Source organism: Shewanella sp. UCD-KL21 (assembly GCF_001957135.1).
GTDB lineage: Bacteria > Pseudomonadota > Gammaproteobacteria > Enterobacterales > Shewanellaceae > Shewanella.
Window position 1 is genome coordinate 70,772 of the sequence record NZ_MPHK01000003.1, and the last position, 22,835, is coordinate 93,606.

General features: G+C 41.5%; 18 protein-coding genes. 11 read left to right on the plus strand and 7 right to left on the minus strand.

Going from position 1 to position 22,835, the window contains the following annotated elements; genetic code table 11:
* Positions 1-402: 402 nt before the first annotated feature.
* Positions 403-1,689 (minus strand): citrate synthase, encoded by a 1,287-nt coding sequence (locus BM739_RS03855; RefSeq protein ID WP_076537441.1) that lies wholly within the window; start codon positions 1,687-1,689, stop codon positions 403-405.
* Positions 1,690-2,103: 414 nt separating this feature from the next.
* On the opposite strand from BM739_RS03855, the gene sdhC reads away from it, so the two are divergent.
* From sdhC to BM739_RS03900, 9 genes are all read left to right on the plus strand, one after another.
* The gene (sdhC, locus tag BM739_RS03860; protein ID WP_076537442.1) at positions 2,104-2,499 is read left to right on the plus strand and encodes a succinate dehydrogenase, cytochrome b556 subunit; all 396 of its coding nucleotides are present in this window, start codon (positions 2,104-2,106) and stop codon (positions 2,497-2,499) included.
* On the plus strand, positions 2,493-2,840 hold the full coding sequence (gene sdhD / locus BM739_RS03865) for a succinate dehydrogenase, hydrophobic membrane anchor protein (protein ID WP_076537444.1): 348 nt from the start codon (positions 2,493-2,495) through the stop codon (positions 2,838-2,840). Before sdhC ends, sdhD begins: the two co-directional genes overlap by 7 nt.
* Positions 2,841-4,607, plus strand: coding sequence for a succinate dehydrogenase flavoprotein subunit (sdhA, locus tag BM739_RS03870; RefSeq protein WP_076537446.1), 1,767 nt, complete (start codon positions 2,841-2,843; stop codon positions 4,605-4,607).
* An 11-nt stretch (positions 4,608-4,618) separates the two neighbouring features.
* Positions 4,619-5,326 (plus strand): succinate dehydrogenase iron-sulfur subunit, encoded by a 708-nt coding sequence (locus BM739_RS03875; protein WP_076537448.1) that lies wholly within the window; start codon positions 4,619-4,621, stop codon positions 5,324-5,326.
* A 254-nt stretch (positions 5,327-5,580) separates the two neighbouring features.
* A complete protein-coding gene (gene sucA / locus BM739_RS03880; RefSeq protein WP_076537451.1) occupies positions 5,581-8,403 on the plus strand; it encodes a 2-oxoglutarate dehydrogenase E1 component in 2,823 nt (940 codons plus the stop codon).
* 27 nt (positions 8,404-8,430) lie between these two features.
* Positions 8,431-9,621: a 2-oxoglutarate dehydrogenase complex dihydrolipoyllysine-residue succinyltransferase gene (gene odhB / locus BM739_RS03885; RefSeq protein ID WP_076537454.1), complete on the plus strand. Its 1,191-nt coding sequence runs from the start codon at positions 8,431-8,433 to the stop codon at positions 9,619-9,621.
* A 79-nt stretch (positions 9,622-9,700) separates the two neighbouring features.
* The gene (gene sucC / locus BM739_RS03890; RefSeq protein WP_076537457.1) at positions 9,701-10,867 is read left to right on the plus strand and encodes an ADP-forming succinate--CoA ligase subunit beta; all 1,167 of its coding nucleotides are present in this window, start codon (positions 9,701-9,703) and stop codon (positions 10,865-10,867) included.
* The gene (gene sucD, locus BM739_RS03895) at positions 10,867-11,739 is read left to right on the plus strand and encodes a succinate--CoA ligase subunit alpha (RefSeq protein ID WP_076537460.1); all 873 of its coding nucleotides are present in this window, start codon (positions 10,867-10,869) and stop codon (positions 11,737-11,739) included. Before sucC ends, sucD begins: the two co-directional genes overlap by 1 nt.
* 195 nt (positions 11,740-11,934) lie before the next feature.
* Complete coding sequence (locus BM739_RS03900; RefSeq protein WP_076537909.1) at positions 11,935-12,435, plus strand: GNAT family N-acetyltransferase; 501 nt, start codon at positions 11,935-11,937, stop codon at positions 12,433-12,435.
* 85 nt (positions 12,436-12,520) lie between these two features.
* On the opposite strand, the gene fur is transcribed toward BM739_RS03900, so the two are convergent.
* On the minus strand, positions 12,521-12,952 hold the full coding sequence (gene fur, locus BM739_RS03905; RefSeq protein WP_076537462.1) for a ferric iron uptake transcriptional regulator: 432 nt from the start codon (positions 12,950-12,952) through the stop codon (positions 12,521-12,523).
* A 290-nt stretch (positions 12,953-13,242) separates the two neighbouring features.
* Here fur and cobB point away from each other — a divergent pair, with 290 nt between their 5' ends.
* Both cobB and BM739_RS03915 read left to right on the plus strand, forming a co-directional pair.
* A complete protein-coding gene (cobB, locus tag BM739_RS03910) occupies positions 13,243-13,989 on the plus strand; it encodes a Sir2 family NAD+-dependent deacetylase (RefSeq protein ID WP_076537464.1) in 747 nt (248 codons plus the stop codon).
* Entirely contained in the window at positions 13,986-14,441 is a 456-nt protein-coding gene (locus tag BM739_RS03915; RefSeq protein ID WP_076537466.1) for an AAA family ATPase, read from the plus strand. Before cobB ends, BM739_RS03915 begins: the two co-directional genes overlap by 4 nt.
* Before the next feature lie 56 nt (positions 14,442-14,497).
* Here BM739_RS03915 and BM739_RS03920 read toward each other — a convergent pair whose 3' ends face one another.
* The 5 genes from BM739_RS03920 to BM739_RS03940 form a co-directional block, all read right to left on the minus strand.
* On the minus strand, positions 14,498-16,576 hold the full coding sequence (locus tag BM739_RS03920) for a bifunctional 2',3'-cyclic-nucleotide 2'-phosphodiesterase/3'-nucleotidase (protein ID WP_076537468.1): 2,079 nt from the start codon (positions 16,574-16,576) through the stop codon (positions 14,498-14,500).
* 396 nt (positions 16,577-16,972) lie between these two features.
* The gene (locus BM739_RS03925; protein ID WP_076537470.1) at positions 16,973-19,165 is read right to left on the minus strand and encodes a M3 family metallopeptidase; all 2,193 of its coding nucleotides are present in this window, start codon (positions 19,163-19,165) and stop codon (positions 16,973-16,975) included.
* Positions 19,166-19,433: 268 nt separating this feature from the next.
* Positions 19,434-19,826: a phosphate ABC transporter substrate-binding protein gene (locus tag BM739_RS03930; protein WP_076537472.1), complete on the minus strand. Its 393-nt coding sequence runs from the start codon at positions 19,824-19,826 to the stop codon at positions 19,434-19,436.
* A gap of 14 nt (positions 19,827-19,840) precedes the next feature.
* Positions 19,841-21,037 carry a porin gene (locus BM739_RS03935; protein WP_076537475.1) on the minus strand — a complete coding sequence of 399 codons (1,197 nt, stop codon included), beginning with the start codon at positions 21,035-21,037 and terminating at the stop codon, positions 19,841-19,843.
* Positions 21,038-21,105: 68 nt separating this feature from the next.
* On the minus strand, positions 21,106-22,722 hold the full coding sequence (locus tag BM739_RS03940) for a methyl-accepting chemotaxis protein (protein WP_076537477.1): 1,617 nt from the start codon (positions 22,720-22,722) through the stop codon (positions 21,106-21,108).
* Between the last annotated feature and the right edge of the window lie 113 nt (positions 22,723-22,835).

Consider the following 22,835-nt stretch of genomic DNA (forward strand, 5'->3'; position numbering starts at 1 on the left):
TTCTTCTATAAAAACAAATTTAACTGGCTTATTTAGGGTGATTTATGTCGTACTTTTGGCTTATTTTAAAGCTTGTTTAATTCTTGTTTGTAATACAAATCTAAGAGGTAAAGTGCTGGAGTTTCTTTAATTTTAACTTAAATTTACGTGTGGCGGCTATTAGGATTTAATAAATAATACAGCGGAGCGAGGATAATGTGGCTTATGAGCAGTCTATGGTAAATAAACTTTAAACGGCAATAAATGTGTTTGAAGTATTATTCATACTTGGCTGCTATGGTAACCAAAGTTCGCAGCAAGGGACTTTGGTGTTCATTAAGCGAGGTCGTCAATGCTAACTTAACAGCTTCTTTAAGGCATTAAAAAAGCGCCTAAATAGGCGCTTTTTCACAAACGATTAAGTTATCGTTTATCTATGCTGACAAAGTCACGGTCTTCTGAGCCAGTGTATAACTGACGTGGACGACTGATTTTGTGACCTGGTTGGTCAAGCATTTCTTTCCAGTGAGCAATCCAACCAACAGTACGAGAAAGTGCAAATAGCACTGTAAACATACTTGTAGGAATACCGATTGCTTTCATGATGATCCCTGAGTAGAAATCAACATTTGGATATAGCTTTTTAGAGACGAAATAATCGTCTTCTAAAGCAATGCGTTCAAGTTCCATCGCTACATCTAGCAAAGGATCGTTCACATTTAGCTCAGCTAACACTTCATGACATGTTTCACGCATCACTTTAGCGCGAGGGTCGAAGTTTTTGTAAACACGATGACCAAAGCCCATTAAGCGGAATGGATCAGCTTTGTCTTTCGCACGAGCAATAAACTCAGGGATGCGATCAACACTGCCAATTTCTTCAAGCATGTTTAGACAAGCTTCGTTAGCACCACCATGAGCAGGACCCCATAGTGAAGCAATACCCGCTGCAATACATGCAAATGGGTTAGCACCTGATGAACCCGCTAAACGAACCGTAGAGGTAGAAGCGTTTTGTTCATGATCTGCGTGTAATACAAAGATTCTGTCCATTGCTTTTTCAACAACTGGATTGACTTGGTATTCTTCACACGGAACAGCGAACATCATGCTTAAAAAATTACCTGCATAACTTAGGTCGTTGCGTGGGTAAACAAAAGGTTGGCCTATTGAATACTTGTAGCACATTGCTGCAATGGTAGGCATCTTAGAAACAAGGCGGAAAGCCGCAATTTCACGATGTTTTTCATCATTGACATCAAGAGAATCTTGGTAAAACGCAGATAATGCACCCGTAACACCACATAGCATAGCCATTGGATGTGCATCACGACGGAAACCTCTGAAGAACGAAGCTAATTGCTCGTTCACCATGGTGTGATTCTTAACCATAGCCACAAACTCTTCGTATTGAGTTTTGCTAGGTAATTCACCATAAAGCAGTAAGTAACAAACGTCTAAATAGTTAGATTCAGTAGCTAGTTCATAAATTGGATAGCCACGGTGTGTAAGTACACCTTTTTCGCCATCAATGTATGTAATTGCAGACTCGCAAGATGCGGTCGCTAAAAAACCTGGATCGAAGGTGAAATGACCTGTCTTTCCAAGTTTACTGATATCGATTACATCAAATCCAGCAGTTCCCTGCTTGATAGGTAATTCGATCGAATCTGTCCCCGGTAACTCTAATTTGGCTATATTGTCAGCCATACCCCGTTCTCCTTACTTCATTCTTTTCTGTGAGTGCGGCATGTTAAGCGGACATTACTTTACAGTGAATTAGTGTCACATTTCAATTTAAATAAGCGTTTAAATTTATTAGACCATGGTATAAAGCTTGCTAGACGCCTTGTTAGCAATGGTTTTTTTGCAAAAAAGCATCAAAAAACAAATTTTACATAGTGTGATGTTTGTATTTGACAATTGCCTTGAGTATACTTGCTTGCGTCCTTAAGGGCGACAAACATCACATTTTTGAAAACATTTTTAAGTTAGCTAAATTAGTGAATTCTCAAATGGTTAAGTGTTTGATAGTAGTCTGTTAAGTTTCAACATTTTGTTTACATTTGTAGTTTGGTGTATCAAATCGAAGCAAAGCAAGATGAATAATAAAAATAATGCTCAATGGAGCTGAGTGAGCAGAACGTGAAAAAGCAAAGACCTGTCCATATAGACCTACAGACCATTCGCTTTCCTGCAACGGCGATTGCGTCAATTCTTCACCGTATTTCCGGTGTCATCATGCTGTTTGCTGTCGGTATTCTTATTTGGATGCTAAATGAATCTTTAGCATCGCCTGAGAGTTTCGCTGGCTTACAATCTCTTTTTGATAACCTGCTAGTTAAGTTTGTTATTTGGGGAATTCTAACCGCGTTGGTTTATCACTTAATCGTTGGCGTACGTCATCTGATTATGGATACCGGTCGTTGGGAAGAGCTTGCCTCTGGCTTAGCGTCAGCAAAAATCGCCTTTGTGTTATCAGCGGCGTTTTCTATCATCGTGGGGATTTGGGTATGGTAACAAATGCAGCAAGCCTTGGACGCAGTGGTGTTCATGATTTTATTTTAATTCGTGCTAGTGCCGTGATTTTAGCCTGTTATACCATTTTTATGGTGGGTTTTATTGCGTGTAGCGCTCCATTGACATACGAAATTTGGCAGGGGTTATTCAGTACCTTACCAATGAAAGTATTCACTTTATTAGCGCTTGTGGCTGTACTTATCCATTCATGGATTGGTATTTGGCAAGTGTTAACTGATTACGTTAAAAACGTATCAGTGCGTGGATTACTTCAGTTCGTTTTTGTCGTAGCAGCTTTTTGTTATCTAGCTGCAGGCATATTAATTGTGTGGGGTGTATAAGTGAGTATTCCAGTTCGCGAATTTGACGCAGTAGTGATTGGCGCTGGTGGCGCTGGCATGCGAGCGGCATTACAAATTTCTAAAGAAGGTAAGAGCTGTGCGCTTTTATCTAAAGTTTTCCCAACCCGTTCTCATACCGTATCTGCGCAAGGTGGTATTACCGTTGCGTTAGGTAATGCCCATGAAGATCACTGGGAACAACACATGTACGATACTGTGAAAGGTTCTGATTTTATCGGTGACCAAGAAGCAATCGAGTTCATGTGTAAGACAGGTCCAGAGGCGGTTATTGAACTTGAGCAAATGGGGTTACCATTCTCACGTTTTGAAAACGGCACTATTTACCAACGTCCGTTTGGTGGCCAATCAAAAAACTTTGGTGGCGAGCAAGCGGCACGTACTGCAGCGGCAGCTGACCGTACAGGTCATGCATTACTTCATTGTCTTTATCAGCAAAATGTTAAACACAAAACTGAAGTATTTTCTGAGTGGTATGCACTCGATTTAGTGAAAAACGATGACGGTGCAATTGTTGGTTGTACGGCGATTGAAATTGAAACTGGCGAGATTGTTTACTTCAAAGCGAAGGCAACCATTTTAGCAACCGGTGGTGCAGGGCGTATTTATGCTTCAACCACCAATGCACATATTAATACTGGTGACGGTGTTGGTATGGCAATGCGCGCTGGCGTTCAAATGCAAGACATGGAAATGTGGCAGTTCCACCCAACGGGTATTGCTGGCGCAGGTGTGCTTGTAACTGAAGGTTGTCGTGGTGAAGGTGGTTATCTTTTAAATAAAGATGGCGAGCGTTTCATGGAACGTTATGCACCAAATGCAAAAGATTTAGCATCACGTGATGTTGTTGCTCGCTCGATGATGACAGAAATTCGTGAAGGCCGTGGATTAGATGGTCCATTAGGGCCGCATTGTTTACTTAAGCTTGATCACTTAGGTAAAGAAACATTAGAAGCTCGTCTTCCTGGTGTTTGTGAACTTTCTCGTACTTTTGCGCATATTGATCCAGCAGATGGCCCAATTCCTGTATTGCCAACATGTCATTACATGATGGGTGGTCTACCCGCTAAAGTGAGTGGTCAAGTTGTTCGTCAAAATGCTGATGGCACTGAACAAGATATCGTGGGTTTATTCGCTGTAGGTGAAATTGCTTGTGTATCAGTACACGGTGCAAACCGCCTTGGTGGTAATTCATTACTGGATTTAGTGGTATTTGGACGTGCTGCTGGTCAGCATTTAGGTAAAGCACTCGATGCGACTGCGGATCCAAAAGCGCCATCTGAAGAGCAAATTTCAGCATCACTTGAGCGTCTTAATCGCTGGGAAAGCAATAAAGATGGTGAAGATCCTGCTGTTATTCGTAAAGACTTACAGTTATGTATGCAACTTAACTTCTCTGTATTTAGAAGTGGTGATGCAATGGCTGAAGGCCTTAAAGAGCTTAAAGCAATTCGCGATCGTTTAGCGAATGCTAAGTTATCTGATAACTCTTCAGAATTTAATACTCAACGTATTGAATGTTTAGAGCTTGATAACTTGATGGCGACAGCAATTGCGACAGCTTATGCTGCGAACTTCCGTACAGAAAGTCGTGGTGCGCATTCTCGTGAGGATTTCTTAGACCGTGATGATGATAATTGGTTATGTCATAGCGTCTTTGACCCCGTCACAGAAGAAATGACTAAGCGTGAAGTCAACATGGAGCCTAAGCTTCGTGCGGCATTCCCGCCTATCAAGCGTACCTACTAGGAGAAGCCCCGATGAAATTGGAATTTGCAGTTTATCGCTACAATCCTGATGTAGACACTAAACCATATATGCAGGATTACAGTTTAGATGTGGAAGAAGGTACCGATATGATGGTACTAGATGCACTGATGAAGCTGAAAGAGTTAGATCCTGCATTATCATTTAGACGCTCATGTCGTGAGGGTGTATGTGGTAGTGATGGTATGAACATGAATGGTAAAAACGGCCTTGCGTGTATTACGCCTGTTTCTACTTTTAAAGGTAAGAAAATTGAAATTCGCCCACTTCCTGGCATGCCAGTTGTGCGCGATTTAATTGTCGACCTGACTCAGTTCTACACACAGTACGAAAAAATTAAACCGTTTCTTATCAATGATGAGAAAACACCGGCTCGTGAACATTTACAATCACCTGAAGAGCGTGCTCATTTAGACGGATTATATGAATGTATCATGTGTGCTTGTTGTTCTACTGCTTGTCCATCTTTCTGGTGGAACCCTGATAAATTTATCGGACCAAGTGGTTTACTGCATGCATATCGCTTCTTAATTGATAGCCGCGATACGGCAACTGAAGAGCGTTTAGATGGTTTAGACGATGCTTACAGTGTGTTCCGTTGTCACGGTATTATGAATTGTGTTGATGTGTGTCCTAAAGGACTAAACCCAACTAAAGCCATTGGCCACATTAAGTCAATGTTACTGAAGCGAGCAGTGTAAATGCGCAACATAGAGCTGGGATTTATTGTTATATAGCTCTATTGGGGAGTCATCTTCAACTATGGGGATGACTCTTTTGTGTGTGTTAGAAGACCTTTGTAATTAACTGTTTAAATTATATAGTTATATCGCTATTATCCGTAGTTGATAAACAGCGTTAAACGAAAGAGTTAATACGATTCGATTGTGGTGCAACCAGGTATCGCAATTATGAAATTGGCGAAGCACGTGTATCAAGTTTGGAAGGAAAAGTAATGCACCAAGGCATCATGAAAGCTTGGCTCGAATCGTCACATTTAAGTGGCTCAAATTCGACCTACGTAGAAGAGATGTATGAAGCCTATCAAGAAGATCCAAGTTCAGTTACCGCTGATTGGCAAGTCGTTTTTGATAATCTCCCTGCGGTAAATGGTACTTCTCAAGATCTACCTGAAACTGCACACTCTAAAGTACGTGATTATTTCCGCAGTTTAGCATTAGAAGGTCGTGCCAAAGGCGCTAGCCGTGTTACTGACCCAGAGTTAGATGCTAAACAAGTAAAAGTCCTCCAGTTAATTAACGCTCACCGTTTTCGTGGTCACCAAAATGCTAACCTTGATCCGTTAGGTTTATGGCACCGTGAGCCAGTATCTGAATTAAACCCAGCATTTCATGGTTTAGATGCCGAAGATATGCAACGTGAATTCAATACCGGTTCATTTGCATACGGTAGTGACACCCTTAAATTAGCCGACATAGTTCATGCATTAAAAAGTACCTATTGTGGTTCTATTGGTGCTGAATACATGCATATTACCGATACCGATGAAAAGCGTTGGATTCAGCAACGTCTTGAACCGTCTTTGGGTAAAGCAAATTACGATAACACCACTAAGAAACGCATTCTAGAAGGCCTAAATGCTGCTGAAGGTATGGAAAAATACCTTGGCGCAAAATTTCCAGGCGCAAAACGTTTCTCCCTTGAAGGTGGTGATGCGTTAGTGCCAATGATGCGTGAGATTTTATATCGCGCAGGTGAAGCAGGTACCAAAGAAATTGTCGTCGGTATGGCTCACCGTGGTCGCTTAAACGTCCTTGTTAACGTACTGGGTAAGCGTCCTGCTGAATTATTTGATGAATTTGCCGGTAAGCATGATGAAATCCAAGGTTCTGGTGACGTTAAGTATCACCAAGGCTTTTCATCTGATTTCGAAACGCCAGGCGGAAACGTTCATTTAGCACTGGCCTTTAACCCATCACATTTAGAAATCGTTAACCCTGTGGTTATTGGTTCAGTACGAGCGCGTCAAGACAGACGTGGTTGTAGCGATGGTTTACAAGTTATGCCAATTACCATTCATGGTGACTCGGCAATTACTGGACAAGGTATTGTGCAAGAGACATTTAACATGTCTCAGACCCGTGGTTTTAAAGTTGGCGGTAGTATTCGTATCGTTATTAATAACCAAGTGGGTTTCACTACCTCTAATACTGCCGATGTGCGTTCAACGGAATACTGTACTGATATTGCCAAAATGGTTCAGGCGCCTATATTCCATGTGAATGCAGATGACCCTGAAGCGGTTGCCTTTATTTCACAGTTAGCTGTTGATTACCGTAACGAATTCAAGCGTGATGTGGTTATTGATTTAGTGTGTTATCGCCGCCATGGCCATAACGAAGCAGATGAACCGAGTGCAACTCAACCACTAATGTACGCAAAAATCAAAAAGCATCCTACGCCGCGTAAAATCTACGCTGATCGATTAATTGAAGAAAGTAGCATCTCTGCCGATGACGTTACTGGTCTGGTAAATAATTATCGAGATGCATTAGATGCGGGTGATTGTGTGGTTAAAGAGTGGCGTCCTATGACGTTACACACTGTTGACTGGACGCCATATCTCAATCGTGAGTGGGACGAAAGCTATCAAGCCTCAATGGCATTTGAAAAGCTCAGTGGCCTTGCCCAAAAGATGGTCGACATTCCAGAAAGCCACAAATTGCAATCTCGGGTCGCTAAGATTTATAAAGACCGTGTTTCAATGGCCAATGGTGAAAAACCTGTTGATTGGGGTTTTGCTGAAACGCTAGCTTACGCAACCATATTAGAACAGAAGAAACGTGTTCGTATTACTGGCCAAGATTCTGGACGTGGTACTTTCTTCCATCGTCATGCAGTTTTACATAACCAAAATGACGGTACTACTTATTTGCCATTACGTAATGTTGCAGATGAGCAAGGTGAGATTGATATTACTGACTCAGTATTATCTGAAGCCTCAGTACTGGCATTTGAATATGGTTACGCCACTGCAGAACCGGGTGGTTTAACTATCTGGGAAGCACAGTTTGGTGATTTTGTTAACTGTGCTCAAGTGGTTATTGATCAATTCTTATCTTCAGGTGAGCAAAAGTGGGGCCGCTTATGTGGTTTAACAATGTTGCTTCCTCATGGTTATGAAGGCCAAGGCCCTGAGCATTCAAGTGCTCGTCTTGAGCGTTTCTTACAGCTTTGTGCAAACCATAATATGCAAGTGTGTGTTCCTTCTACACCAGCACAGGTTTATCACATGCTACGCCGTCAAGTTGTTCGTCCTATGCGTCGTCCACTGGTGGTTATGTCGCCTAAATCATTACTTCGTCATCCGTTAGCAGTGTCTTCTTTAGAAGATCTTGCAAATGGTAGTTTCCAAAGTGTGATTGGTGAACTTGATGCATTAGATGCGAGCAAAGTTGATCGCGTTGTCTTCTGTAGCGGCAAGGTCTATTTCGAGTTACTCGACAAGCGTCGTAAACAAGAAATTACTAACGTTGCTATTGTCCGTGTGGAGCAGCTTTATCCGTTTCCGCAAGAAGAAATGCAAGCCGCACTTGCTGATTATCAGCACGTTAAAGATTTTGTTTGGTGTCAGGAAGAACCTCAGAACCAAGGTGCTTGGTATTGTAGCCAACATCATTTCTGGGCCGCTATCCCTGCTGGAGCTGAACTAACCTACGCTGGCCGTGAAGCATCTGCTGCACCAGCTTGTGGTTATCCTGCTCTGCATGCACGCCAACAAGAAGCATTAGTTAATAGCGCATTAAAACTGTCGTAATAGAAAATTATAAAAGGAAAGCTTTCCATGAGTATCGAAATTAAGGTACCCGTTCTGCCAGAATCAGTTGCAGATGCAACAATCGCGACATGGCATGTGCAACCTGGCGAACAGGTTTCTCGTGACCAAAATCTAGTTGATATCGAAACTGATAAAGTTGTACTAGAAGTTGTTGCGCCAGAAGATGGTTCTATTAGCGAATTATTATTCCAAGAAGGTGACACTGTTCTTGGTGAGCAAGTGATTGCAAACTTCGTTGCTGGTGCAGTTTCAGGTCAAGAAGTCACTAAAGCAGAAGCTGAAGCGGCATCACCTGCAGCTGAATCTACAGATGAGTCAAATGATGCATTAAGCCCATCTGTACGCCGTTTAATTGCTGAGCATAATCTTGATGCAAGCAAAGTAAAAGGCACTGGTGTTGGTGGACGTGTGACTAAAGAAGATGTGGAAGCATTTGTTAAGTCAGCACCTGCGGCTAAACCTGCTGCAGCGCCTGCGCTAATTGCACCACTTGAAGGTCGTACTCAAAAACGTGTTCCTATGACGCGTTTACGTAAGACGATTGCTAATCGTTTATTAGAGGCTAAAAACTCTACCGCAATGCTAACAACGTTTAACGAAGTTAACATGCAGCCAATCATGGATATTCGTAAGCAATACCAAGAAGTATTTGAAAAACGTCATGGTATTCGTTTAGGTTTCATGTCTTTCTACGTAAAGGCGGTAACTGAAGCATTAAAACGTTTCCCTGAAGTTAACGCGTCTATCGACGGTGACGAACTGGTTTATCACAACTATTTTGATGTCAGCATTGCCGTATCAACGCCACGTGGTCTGGTTACCCCAGTACTACGTGATACCGATACCATGAGCCTTGCTGAAATTGAAAAAAATGTTCGTGAATTAGCAATCAAAGGCCGTGATGGCAAGTTATCTGTTGCTGATATGACCGGTGGTAACTTCACCGTGACTAATGGCGGCGTATTTGGCTCGCTAATGTCGACGCCAATTTTAAACCTTCCACAAAGCGCGATTTTAGGCATGCATGCCATTAAAGATCGCCCAATGGCTGTGAATGGTGAGGTTGTTATTCAACCTATGATGTACCTAGCATTATCTTACGACCATCGTATTGTTGATGGCCGTGAGTCAGTTGGCTTCTTGGTCGCTATTAAAGACTTCCTTGAAGACCCAACTCGTCTATTGCTTGACCTCTAAGAGTCAACTAGACAATACCCTCGTAGCTGGCTCATTAGAGCCAGTAGGATTTTATAAAGAAGTATATGGATAGATCATCATGAATTTGCATGAGTATCAGGCAAAATCCTTATTTGCCGAATATGGTTTACCAGTTTCAGAAGGCTTCGCTTGCGATACAGCCCAAGAAGCGGTAGAAGCTGCTGGTCACATTGGCGGCGATATGTGGGTTGTTAAGTGTCAAGTACACGCTGGCGGCCGTGGTAAAGCAGGTGGCGTTAAAGTCACTGGCGATAAAGAAGAAATCAGAGCATTTGCTGAAAAATGGTTAGGTAAGAACTTAGTGACTTACCAAACTGATGAAAAAGGCCAGCCTGTTGCTAAAATTTTAGTAGAAAGCTGTACTGATATTGCAAATGAACTTTACCTAGGTGCTGTTGTTGACCGTGCGACTCGTCGCGTTGTGTTTATGGCATCAACTGAAGGTGGCGTTGAAATTGAAACTGTGGCTGAAGAAACCCCAGAGTTAATTCACAAAGCAATCATCGATCCTTTAACAGGTCCTCAACCATACCAAGCACGTGATCTTGGCTTCAAGTTAGGTTTAAACCCAACTCAAATGAAGCAGTTCACTAAAGTGTTTATGGGTCTTGCAAAAATGTTCGAAGACCATGATTTCGCTTTATTAGAAATCAACCCGCTTGTGATCACTGACGAAGGTAATATCCATTGTCTTGATGGCAAGATTGGTATCGATGGTAATGCTTTATTCCGTCAACCTAAAATCCGTGACATGCACGATCCATCACAAGATGATGCCCGTGAAGCACACGCAGCTAAGTTTGAACTTAACTACGTTGCACTAGACGGAAACGTAGGTTGTATGGTTAACGGTGCAGGCCTAGCAATGGGTACTATGGACATCGTAAACCTACATGGCGGCAAGCCAGCTAACTTCTTAGACGTTGGCGGCGGAGCAACGAAAGAACGTGTAGCAGAAGCATTTAAAATCATTCTTTCTGACTCAAACGTTAAAGCTGTTTTAGTTAACATCTTTGGTGGCATCGTACGTTGTGACATGATCGCAGAAGGTATTATCGGCGCTGTTAAAGAAGTCGGTGTAGAAGTTCCTGTTGTTGTCCGTCTTGAAGGTACTAACGCTGAACTAGGCCGTGAAGTACTTGCAGGTTCTGGTCTTGATATTATCGCAGCTGCGTCATTAACTGATGCTGCTGAGAAAGTTGTTGCTGCTGCGGAGGGCAAATAATGTCCGTATTAATTAACAAAGATACTAAAGTTATCTGTCAAGGTTTCACCGGTGGCCAAGGTACTTTCCACTCTGAGCAAGCAATTGCTTACGGTACAAAAATGGTTGGCGGTGTATCTCCAGGAAAAGGTGGTCAAGTTCACCTAGGTCTTCCTGTATTTAATACTGTTAAAGATGCTGTAGCTGAAACGGGCGCAACTGCGACTGTTATCTATGTACCAGCACCTTTTTGTAAAGATGCAATCCTTGAAGCAATCGACGGTGGCATTGAGCTAATCGTATGTATTACTGAAGGTATTCCAACTTTAGACATGCTTCAAGTTAAAGTTAAACTTGAAGAAACTGGCGTGCGTATGATTGGTCCTAACTGTCCAGGTGTTATTACTCCTGGTGAGTGTAAGATTGGTATCATGCCTGGTCACATCCACAAGCCTGGTAAAGTCGGTATTGTTTCACGCTCTGGTACATTAACGTACGAAGCTGTTAAACAAACTACTGACGAAGGCTTTGGCCAATCTACTTGTGTAGGTATTGGTGGTGACCCAATTCCAGGTACTAACTTCATCGACGTATTGGAAATGTTCCAAAACGATCCACAAACTGAAGCAATCGTAATGATTGGTGAAATTGGTGGTACTGCTGAAGAAGAAGCTGCTGAATTCATCAAAGAAAATGTAACTAAGCCTGTTGTATCTTACATTGCTGGTGTTACTGCACCAGAAGGTAAGCGTATGGGTCATGCTGGCGCAATTATCGCTGGCGGTAAAGGTACTGCTGAAGATAAGTTTGCTGCATTAGAAGCTGCTGGCGTAAGCACAGTTCGCTCTTTAGCTGACATCGGTAAAGCACTGCGTACTAAAACTGGCTGGTAAATCCTAGTGAGTTAATTAAAAGGCGCCATTCGGCGCCTTTTTTGTTTTTATGCTTTTGTCGCTAGGTTTTATTCTGCAATAATTTCTTTAAAAACCATAATTTCATATTTTACAGCGTGTTATTCTGTGTTTAACTGGCTATTAATATTTAAATGATTAAGGATAATCATGAGCAACGTCATAAAACCCACAGCTATTATTACTGAAACCCCAAGGCTTATCTTGCGACCTTTTGTTGAAGATGATGCCGAAGCATTATTTTTAATGAACAGCATTCCAGAAATATTGACTTATATTCCCCAAGAGCCACTCACTAGCATAGCTGAAGCAAAAGAGATTTTTAGCTCAATTATTCAAGCTGATTATCAAAAGCATGGTTTTGGTCGTTGGGCGGTGCATCATAAACAAGATAATAAAGTCATTGGCTTTTGTGGGCCTAAATATATTCCTGAATACGATAAAGTAGAAATAGGTTATCGCTATTTACCTGAGTACTGGGGCAAGGGCATAGGCTATGAGGCGGCGCATGCAACAGTTAACACACTAAAACCGCAATTCGATATCGACTTAGTCATAGCCCTTATTTTACATGGCAATCTAGGCTCAGAAGCGATAGCAAAAAAACTGGGCATGAGCATACATGAAGAAAACGAATATCTCGGCTCGAAAGTACATGTGTATCAAATGACTTTATAAAGGCATTACTCATGGCGAGTGTAAAAACAAAAAAACCAGCAAGTATGCTGGTTTTTTAATGACTATTTATCAGGCTTGGCGATAATTACTCGTCAGCGTGATCACAGCTGTCATTGGTGCAGTGACCGTATAAATATAAGCTGTGGTGAGTTAGCTTAATATTATGACGCATTGCTATTTCGTCTTGACGACGTTCAATGACTTCATCAGAGAATTCAATTACTTTATCGCAGGTTAAGCAAACAAGATGATCATGATGCTTTTGGGTCGACATTTCAAAAACAGCTTTGCCGCTTTCAAAATGGTGACGATTAAGAATGCCCGCATCATCAAATTGGTTTAAAACGCGATAAACAGTAGCTAAGCCAATTTCCTCACCAATATCGAGTAATTTCTTGTACAGATCCTCTGCACTGATATGTTGGTTTTCAGGGGCTTGCATTAGTTCTAGAATTTTAACTCGTGGCAGTGTTATCTTTAAACCTGCTTTCTTGAGTGCTTGATTTCCATCTGTCATCGCTAATCTCTTGATTACAGAACCTTAACGGTTCCTCCGTGGATAATTAGGATCATTATATGTGTTGCAATCAGAAACTGGAACCTTTCAAATGAGTTAATCGTCATATAAGCAGTGATTTTGGCCAATGAGCCATACAATATTGACCATTAGGTTAAAATTCACCTAATAAACTTACTTATACTAAGGGATTATTGAGCAATAACGGCTTTTATATCACTATAGTGTTAAATAAGCTTATCAAGCTTTGTACCCAGTAATGATAATTATAATCAAAACAAGGAATTCACATGTATCGGCAGATTGTGGTCTTAACTGGCGCAGGTATTTCCGCTGAATCGGGGATAAAAACATTTCGCGATGAAGACGGTTTGTGGGAGCAGCATCATATTGAAGATGTAGCCACCCCTGAAGGTTATGCCCGCGATATCAATTTAGTTGAACGCTTTTATAATAGCCGCTGGGAAAACCTCCATAGCGGTGAGGTTCATCCTAATGCCGCCCATGCAGCATTAGCAAAATTAGAAGCTGAATTTTCTGGCAAGCTACTGGTGATCACTCAAAATGTAGATGATTTACACGAGCGGGCAGGTTCAAAGCGTTTATTACATATGCATGGGGAATTATCTAAAGGACGTTGCCCACAGTCATTGCAAACCTTTGTCCTTAGAGAACCTTTTGGTGAAGACAATTGCTGTACCTGTTGTATTCCGGCCAAACGGTTAAGGCCGCATATTGTCTGGTTTGGTGAAATGCCATTTGGTATGGATAGAATTCATGATGCGCTGGATAACTGTGATTTATTTATCGCTATCGGAACTTCTGGGACAGTTTATCCCGCAGCAGGTTTTGTCGACAGCGCTAATCATCATGGGGCGCAAACAGTCGAAGTAAATCTGTTAGCAGCAGATCGCCATAGCCAATTTCAATATCATTTTACCGGTAAAGCAGGTGATGTTGTGCCTGCGTTAGTCGAGTCAATTTTAGCCGGTAAAACCCTTGGCAGTGAAGCCGCAACAAAGGAAATGAGTGCTTGAGTAGTGAAAAAGTTGCGATAATTTTACGTGGTTTACCTGGTAGTGGTAAATCAACTTGGGTTAATGAATTCATTGAAAGTTTAGGGGTAGATAACGCCATACATATTCGGCAATATGGCTATTTTTCTACTGACAGTTATTTTGTCCGTAATGGCGAATACTGCTTTAATCCCAAAAAATTAACTCAGTATCATCAAGCCAATTTAAGCGCATTTATTAATGCACTGGCTCATAACGAGCCATATGTTATTTGTGATAATACCAATGTATGTCGTTGGGAATATATGGCTTATGAAGCAGCGGCTAAGGCTTTGGGTTATCAAGTAAGAGTGTTGGTAATGGGTGATCCTAAGAGTGTAGAGCATCAAAAATTATGTGCTAAACGTAACCAGCATAAGGTGCCATTGGCGCAAATTACTAAAATGGGATCAATGTTTGAACTTGATGATTAGATTCGTTTATTAGATTAAATAAAAAGGCGCCGCGGCGCCTTTTTTGATGTTAAAGGTTATTTAGTTTTAACAGCCGATTGCAGGTCAATATTGTAAATCGCAAAACCAAATTCATCTGTGATATCAGTGCGCTTTGTCATAGGGCGCACTTGATAGTCGCTGATAAATTTATTAGCAAGTTCACTGTTTTGGGTTTCAAAGCGAATATCTAAAGCTTTTGCTGACTTAATGGTCATAAAGTCCCAGTTATTATCTGCACTTGGATCCACCTCGCCATGGCTTTGTGTTGCTTCAGTAATATATTGCGCTACGGCTTCACGGTTGGTGTCTGGTAATTCCATCACTACGAACTCAGAACCCGTACCGGCGAATTTACCACCAAATGCGCGGAAATTATTGGTTGCGATTATAAACTCTTTGGCATTAAATTCAGCACCGCTGATAACTGTGTCGCCGTCAGTGTAACTTAGGCCGACTATTCGGTTAGCATCGGCATTAACTAATGCACAATCGCCATCAAATTTATTCGGTTGAGTCACATCAATGCTGTAGCTAACACCATCTATGACATCAAAGTTATAGGTACGGTGGGTATTCCAGTTTATCAGGTATTGTGGTTCAGTAGAGTTAACATCAATTTGATTAAATTGGTTGGCGCTGCATTCTAGCCAGTCTTTGACTTGAGCACCGCTTACTTTGACAGCAACCAAAGTATTTGGATACAAGTATAAATCGGCCGCATTTTTATAAGTTAGCTCGCCACTTGGGACTTGCACATAAGACTCTGCATCAGCGGTGGTGCTATGGCGACCGCCAGCTTTAAATGGCGCAGCAGCCGACAACACCGGAATACCTGTTAATGCCCCCGTTAAGTTTGCTTTCACTTTAGCGATTTGTGCATCTGATACAATTTGTACTGTGGGATCATCTTGTACTAAGGTCAAAAAGCTAAACATATCAGCCGATGCTTTACCTATGGGCTGATCGACATAATCTAATGTCGCTTGATGCTCTTTGGCTACAGCATCACGGATGGTTTTATCAGCGGTCACCAGCTCAGGGTTAGTCGCACTTTTATCAAAAATAGGCAAGGCTTTGGCTATGCTATCAACAATTGTCCAGCTGCCATCTTGTAATGCTAACTCAAAATCAATAACCCCGAGATTATCGCCCCAGCGACCAGGCATCACTGCTGCAACGCCATTAATGGTGCCTTTATTTATGTCGGTATTTTTCAGATCTGCAAAGGTACTTGAAGGGAATATTGAATGACTATGACCAAAGGTAATCGCATCAATACCCGCAACTTTTGATAATGCCCAAGTGGCGTTTTCATCATTAATGTCGATGGGGTTTTCAGGGCTGCCGACCCCAGAGTGGGGAATAGCGACGATAATGTCTGCGCCTTGGGCTTTCATCATTGGCACGAACTTTTCAGCCGCTTCTATAATGCCCATTACGCTGACTTTCCCCGTAAGGTTTTGTTTGTCCCATAAAAGAATTTGTGGTGGTACAAAACCAATATAGCCGATTTTAATGATGTGTTTGTTGCCATTGGTGTCGACGACGGCTTTGTCTTCAATGATATACGGGGTAAATAGGTTTTCGCCTTTAACTTTGTTATCCCAGCAGTCGGCTTCACATAATACGTTGGCGTTAATATAGGGGAATTTGGCACCCGCGAGAGACTGAAATAAAAAATCTAAACCGTAGTTAAATTCGTGATTACCAATGTTACCAACAGAGTAACCTAAGGTATTCATTGCTTTATATGCTGGGTGAGTATCAAGCAGCATGGTTTCTTGTTTGAAATTGTGAGCAACATAGTCACCCATAGGGCTGCCTTGAAGCAAGTCACCATTATCAACTAAGACAACATTATCAGCACTTTGACCATGTTGTTTGATTAAACTGGCAGTGCGGGCGAAGCCTATGGTTGGATCATATTTTGTTTTGTAATAATCAAAATCCATGATGTTGGCATGGAGATCTGATGTTTCTAAAATACGTAGATTAACCGTAAGGGGCGCAGTATCAACTGACTTAACATCAGTCGTCTTATCATGTAATGAATCACAGCCGCTAACGCCGAGTACGCCAGCAATAATAGTGACTAGTAGCTTTTGCTTTACCATTATTTTCTCTCTTATTATGACCCTGAGCTTGATTTTTATGCTCTATTATTTTGTTAACTCATAGGGTTTGCTTGTTGAGTTAATTGCCGTGGATTATACAGAAACAATATTACAAAGTTATGATTTGATGGGGGATAAGTTAACTAAAATGGTTATTAGAGGCAGTTTGTTGAATATTTTTTGATTGTTATGGGCTGAGTGTTTGATTTAGCGGGCTGTAAATTGATAGTGCAGCGCTTTAATGACAATAAAGCATTTTTTATCAGTATAAAAAAGCACCGCTTAGCAGCGGCGCTTTGGGTCAGAAGATTAGCTTATTTCAGCTAGCCTGATGCTAACAGCTCAGGCTTTGTGCGATGCAGGCAGTGGATTGCCAGCAGTGTTTATCTGCTAAGGTTACTCTGCTGCGTTATCTTCTAATAAGCCGCGGCTTCTAAGCAGTGGCTCGATCCCAGCATCTTTACCACGGAACTGACGGTAAAGCTGCATTGGGTCGGCGCTGCCGCCTTGAGACAAGATATTGTCTCTAAAAGCTTGGGCTGTTGCTGGGTCAAAAATACCATTTTCTTTAAATGCTTCAAAAGCATCCGCGCCTAAAATATCAGACCAAAGATAGCTGTAATAACCCGCAGAATAACCACCGGCAAAAATATGCGAGAAGTAACTGCTGCGATAGCGTGGGGCAATTTCTTTAATCAAGCCCATATTGGCAAGTGACTCAGCTTCAAATTCAGCCGCATCTCTTAATTTAGTGTCTGTTAATGTATGCCAGTCTAAGTCAAGCTTAGTGGCTGCCATATATTCAACGGTAGCAAAGCCTTGGTTAAACTTGCTCGCCGCTTGAATTTTCTTCACTAATTCAGTTGGGATCACTTCGCCGGTTTTATAATGTTTCGCAAATTGGGCTAACACTTCAGGCTGCGTCATCCAGTTTTCCATCACTTGTGATGGGAACTCAACATAATCACGAGGTACTGAAGTCCCTGATTGAGAGGCATATTCAACCTTGGATAGCATGCCGTGCAGTGCATGTCCAAACTCGTGGAATAGGGTACTAGCTTCATCAAATGTTAGTAGTGAAGGCTCATCACCTGTTGGGCGTGGGTAGTTAAGTACATTGACAATAATTGGCTTTGACTCAACACCGTTCATATTAGATTGTGAGCGGAAGGCATTCATCCACGCACCGCCACGCTTGCTATCGCGCACGTAGTAGTCACCTAAGAAAATAGCCATTAAAGAACCGTCTTTGTCATAAACTTCCCAGGTTCTGACATCTGGGTGGTATTTAGGTAAGTCAGTACGTTCTTTCACTGTGATGCCAAATAAACGATTCGCGGTATAAAATACACCTTCTAATGTTGATTCAAGTGAAAAATAAGGCCGCGTTTGTTGCTCATTAAAGTCGTATTTGGCAACACGGATTTGATCTGAGTAATACCACCAATCCCATGCTTGTAGGGTAAAGTCACCGCCTTGTGAGTCGATAACGGCTTGCATATCAGCAACTTCAGCATTAGCTTGTGCAAGGGCTGCAGGCCATACTTTATCTAGTAAGGCGTAAACATTTTCTGGGGTTTTAGCTGTGCGTTCTTCTAATACAAAATGAGCATGAGTTTTATAGCCCATTAAGTTAGCTTTTTCTGCGCGAAGTGCCGCTATTTTCGCTAAGCCTGCTTTGTTATCATTAGCATTATTATTATTGGCACGCTCAATATAACCTTTGAACAGCGCTTCTCTTAAATCACGATTTTCAGCATAGGTCAAAAACGGCGTAATAGAAGGGCGTGAAGTGGTAAATACCCACTTGCCTTCGTGGCCGCGTTTTGTGGCTGTAGCTGCAGCGGTATCGATTATATCTTGGGGTAGGCCAGCTAAATCTGCCGCGTTATCAATGACCAACTCAAATGCGTTGGTTTCTGCCAGTAGGTTGTCACCAAACTCAAGGTTTAACTTACCAATTTGTTCATTTAGCGCTCGTAAGGTGTTTTTATCTTCAGCAGATAAATTGGCACCACCACGGGTAAATCGCTTGTAGGTATCTTCTAAAAGCTTAGTTTGAGCGGTATTAAGTTGATAGGTGTCAGCTTGGTTGTAAACCGCTTTTACCCGCTGAAATAATTTATCATTTAAAAAAATGTCATCACTAGCAGATGACAACATAGGTGAGACTTGTTTTGAAATCGCTTGTATTTCAGGGTTTGTGTGGGCACCGGTTAAATTATAAAAAACGCCCGATACTTTAGTGAGTAGCGCACCTGAAAACTCCATCGCTTCAATGGTGTTAGCGAAAGTTGCTGCATCAGCATTATTGGCAATGGCATTGATTTCTGCTTTACGCTCAGTAATACCCGCTTCAAATGCCGGTAAGAAATGCTCATTTTTGATGTTATCGAAATCTGGGATTTCCATAAAGGTATCATAGGGTTTAAAAAACGGATTACTCACCTCTTGGCTCGTGCTAGCTGTAGCAACCGCATTGGGTGCTTGAGACGATTGGACGCTTTCAAGATTATTATCTGAACATGCACTTAGCGCTAAAGTTAACGCCATGGCAGAAAAAAGTGGTGTGAGGGTTAGTCCCTTCATAATTATTTCCCTGTTTGCTTTGAAATGGTTGTTTAAATAACCCTATGCCGATGTATAAACCGTTAAAGAGTTACAAATCATCATTGTTATTTGTTTATGATTTGCGGCTAGATTAACAAATTTCGGTCATACTTTCGTTTACCTTTGCATTACTTTTGTAACAAAAGGATACAAAAAAGGACCTAGCGTGTGTTAGGTCCTTTGAGAATTGTTAGCTATGTTGTTGTAGCGCTAATTTAGTATATTAATTCAGGGCTTTATGATGAGCTTATGGCTTTAAAATTACTTTTACGCTGGCATCGACATCGGCTTCGTCAATATATCCGATAGCATTAGCGTCAGCAGCCACAGCCGCTTTCATGCCTGATGCGTCACCTACAGTGGCCGGTGGAGTCCCTTTACCTGTAAATACCTGCTTTGACCAAAAGGCTTTAAGTTGGGCATCAGATTTACCTGTAACAGTGCTATGAAATTCAGAACGCACAGGATTACCTTCTTCCAGTTCATAAACGACAAATGAAGAACCTTTGCCTAAAAAGGCTTTTTTAGCATCAGACTTGCTTATATCAGCAGCGGCTGGATTACCGATCACTACTACGGCAGCATTAACAGAAAACACACAGCTCACACTGAGCGCTAAAATAGATAATAATTTTTTCATTTCATCACTCCTAATTAAAATACAGCGTCAATTTTCACACTATAAACAGTGGTGCTGTCGTACATAAACTCACCCGTTAGTGGGTTGTAATCATTGCTTTCAAGATCACCACCAGTATCACCAAAATCATTTGCATAGGTGACATCAAATTTTAGCGCCACATTATCAATAGCATCCCAACGAAGCCCTAAGCTATAGGCTGTTCGCTCTCGATTTAATGCGAGTCCTAGAGGAACACCAATTTGTGGTGGTAACGCACTGCGAAAATCTTCATCAGTCGTTTTTAGATAGGCCACTGTGACATAGGGCGTAAATGATTCAATGCGGTATCCGACAGTAAGGTAAGCTGATTCTGTATCTGCTAACAGTCCATCAACTTTGACTGCCGTCCACTCAGTAGCCGCAAGGAATGAACCATTATCGTAACTCGCTCCAACACCGGTAAAGGTCGCCTTCTCGTCATCAATTCCCATTATTGGGGAACCTGTTTCATCTTTAAGGTAGCCTTCAAGAGATGCTTGCCCATATACCGCACGTAGGGTCCAAGTCAAGTCGGTCCACGATAAGTTCGCACCAACTAAATTTGAAAAGTCGAGTAAGGCAACATCTTCTTCTGCTTCTGATTGGCCACCAAAGCCTTGTAGCGTTAGGGTTGAGTCATCAAACTCAACATCATAGGAAATATCACCACCCGTGTATGATGAAAATGGGATTTGACCATAAACTTCTAGTGGTGGGCGGGCAAACGGCTGGGCATAACCAATATCAAGGTAATCTGAGTACATAAATAACGGCACGCGTAATTTGCCAGCTCGAGCTTGAATGCCATTGTCGAAACGGTGCGAAATATATGCCCATTCAGCCTCGACATCCCAGTCATTTTCTCCACGCATCATTAACTGCATAACCGCTTGGGTTTGATCTGAAATATTAAAGGTGCCTTGAAAACCCAGTTTACTGTCTTCTTCAAAGTTGGCTGAAGTGGTTGCGTTGTTATAACCAGCACTGTTATTTGCGCTAAGATAGCCAACACTGATAAAACCATTGAAATTGAATTTATCAGCCAAATTTGCTGTTTGTTGTTTTTGTAATGATTTAACTTGTTGTTCAAGTTTGGCTAATTTTTCATCGGTAGCGTCATTAGCCACAGCAAGTGCTGGTAGCATTGCGACTGAAATTGCTAAAGGTAGCGCTTTCAAATTAAAACTCATAGTGTTACTCCTGGTTATTATTCTTAAGGCAGAAATAGTGTGATTTTCTACCTTTATATTTCTAATTATTAGACTTTAAATTGACCTGTAATGGATTGAAGCTGTTGGCTAACCCCTTCAATATCATGACTAATCCCGCCCATTTCATCCGTGGTCATTTTTACTTTAGCGGCATTGGTTTCAATATCTGCGACATATTGTTGAATGAGTTCTGAAGTGTTGTGTTGCTCTTCAGTGGCCGCGGCAATTTGGTCATTAACTATGGATATAGCACTGACTTTATTAGTGATATTGATTAATGCATCTCCTGCTAGTGAAGTGGTTTTTACGCCTTCTTCTGCGGTTTCTATTCCACGCTGCATTGCATCAACCGCTTGTGTTGAAGTAGAGCGAAGCTCTTGCAATACTTGTTGAATTTCTTGTGTTGAGGCTTGAGTGCGTGAAGCAAGCGTTCTAACTTCATCTGCGACAACGGCAAAGCCTCGGCCTTGTTCGCCGGCTCTTGCTGCTTCAATCGCCGCATTTAGTGCCAGTAAATTAGTTTGATCTGCAATCCCGCGGATAGTATCTAGGATGTCATTGACATTACTGGTAAAGGCTTCAAGTTGATTGACCACAACGGAGGTTGTTCTGACTTCTTCAGAGAGCTGGTTAATGGTAGTAATGGCTTTACTGACCACTTGCTGACCTTGTAAAGCTTCTTCATTGGCATTATCAGCTTCCGATGCAGCATTGGCGGCATATTCGGCAATGTGGGCCACGCTAACGAACATTTCTCTCATCGCATGGGATATTTGTTCGACAGATTGATTTTGCTCATTGACTGTTTGTTCACTATTTTTACAGCTAGTTAATAATGTTTGTGAAGCGAGCCCTAAACTGTCAGTAGTTTGCTTGGTATCAGCAATGCTGAGCTGTAATTTTGAAACAAATTGGTTAAACCAATGGACTAAATCTGCAATTTCATCTTTACCTTGGTAATCAACTCTTGAGCGTAAATCACCTTCACCTTCAGAAATATTACGCAGTGACTGAGTAACACTTTCAAGGGTAACAATGATTGAGCGGTTAACTAATAAACCAACCACAATCAGAAACATCGATGCAATGATACCGATAGCAAGCATTGAACTGGCTGCTGTATCTGAACTGGCCAGCGTAGTATCAATGCTTGATTCAAACTGCTGAGAAAAAGTTAAGTGTTTCTGACTAAATTTTTCAACAAGCTGCTCATAGCGTTTGGCATTGGCTGCCGCTTGTATGGTGATTTTATTAAAATCAACATCACTTTTTAAAAACTCAGCGACCAAAAGTTGTGCATTATCAAAATACAGTGATAAATCATTTTGCATATTATTAGCGTCAAATGACTCAGCAGGCAGTAAGCTTTTAATTGCGTCTAAGTTGCTGATAACTTGTTTGACCATATTGGCGGCAGTCTCTAAGCTTTCTTCTTCGCCAGTGGTTACCGCTGTTTGTATATTTTGTTCCAATTGAAGTAACAGGCCTTCGTTAATAGTGGCTAAATTTAACGCAGGATATAGTTGAGACTGAAGATCATTTAACCGCTGCGCATTTTGTTGCACACTTTGATTGTTAATTAGTATTGAGATAACAAATGAAAATATTGCAACGACGGTTAATAACGCGATCCGATGCTTTATTTTTAAGCTATTTAATTTCATTTCGAATAATCCTACTTATCTAGCTAAAGGTGAGTCGTTAAAGTTTCGGTTATATAATGATTGGCTGTTGTAAAATAGCTGATATTAAAAATGAAACTTTTACTTATTGTTAT

Bases quoted from the DNA above. Each gene is read 5' to 3' on its own strand.
- BM739_RS03855 (WP_076537441.1), bottom strand. From the start codon at position 1,689: ATGGCTGACAATATAGCCAAATTAGAGTTACCGGGGACAGATTCGATC.
- sdhC (WP_076537442.1), top strand. From the start codon at position 2,104: ATGGAGCTGAGTGAGCAGAACGTGAAAAAGCAAAGACCTGTCCATATA.
- sdhD (WP_076537444.1), top strand. From the start codon at position 2,493: ATGGTAACAAATGCAGCAAGCCTTGGACGCAGTGGTGTTCATGATTTT.
- BM739_RS03875 (WP_076537448.1), top strand. From the start codon at position 4,619: ATGAAATTGGAATTTGCAGTTTATCGCTACAATCCTGATGTAGACACT.
- sucA (WP_076537451.1), top strand. From the start codon at position 5,581: ATGCACCAAGGCATCATGAAAGCTTGGCTCGAATCGTCACATTTAAGT.
- odhB (WP_076537454.1), top strand. From the start codon at position 8,431: ATGAGTATCGAAATTAAGGTACCCGTTCTGCCAGAATCAGTTGCAGAT.
- sucC (WP_076537457.1), top strand. From the start codon at position 9,701: ATGAATTTGCATGAGTATCAGGCAAAATCCTTATTTGCCGAATATGGT.
- sucD (WP_076537460.1), top strand. From the start codon at position 10,867: ATGTCCGTATTAATTAACAAAGATACTAAAGTTATCTGTCAAGGTTTC.
- fur (WP_076537462.1), bottom strand. From the start codon at position 12,952: ATGACAGATGGAAATCAAGCACTCAAGAAAGCAGGTTTAAAGATAACA.
- cobB (WP_076537464.1), top strand. From the start codon at position 13,243: ATGTATCGGCAGATTGTGGTCTTAACTGGCGCAGGTATTTCCGCTGAA.
- BM739_RS03920 (WP_076537468.1), bottom strand. From the start codon at position 16,576: ATGGTAAAGCAAAAGCTACTAGTCACTATTATTGCTGGCGTACTCGGC.
- BM739_RS03925 (WP_076537470.1), bottom strand. From the start codon at position 19,165: ATGAAGGGACTAACCCTCACACCACTTTTTTCTGCCATGGCGTTAACT.
- BM739_RS03930 (WP_076537472.1), bottom strand. From the start codon at position 19,826: ATGAAAAAATTATTATCTATTTTAGCGCTCAGTGTGAGCTGTGTGTTT.
- BM739_RS03935 (WP_076537475.1), bottom strand. From the start codon at position 21,037: ATGAGTTTTAATTTGAAAGCGCTACCTTTAGCAATTTCAGTCGCAATG.
- BM739_RS03940 (WP_076537477.1), bottom strand. From the start codon at position 22,722: ATGAAATTAAATAGCTTAAAAATAAAGCATCGGATCGCGTTATTAACC.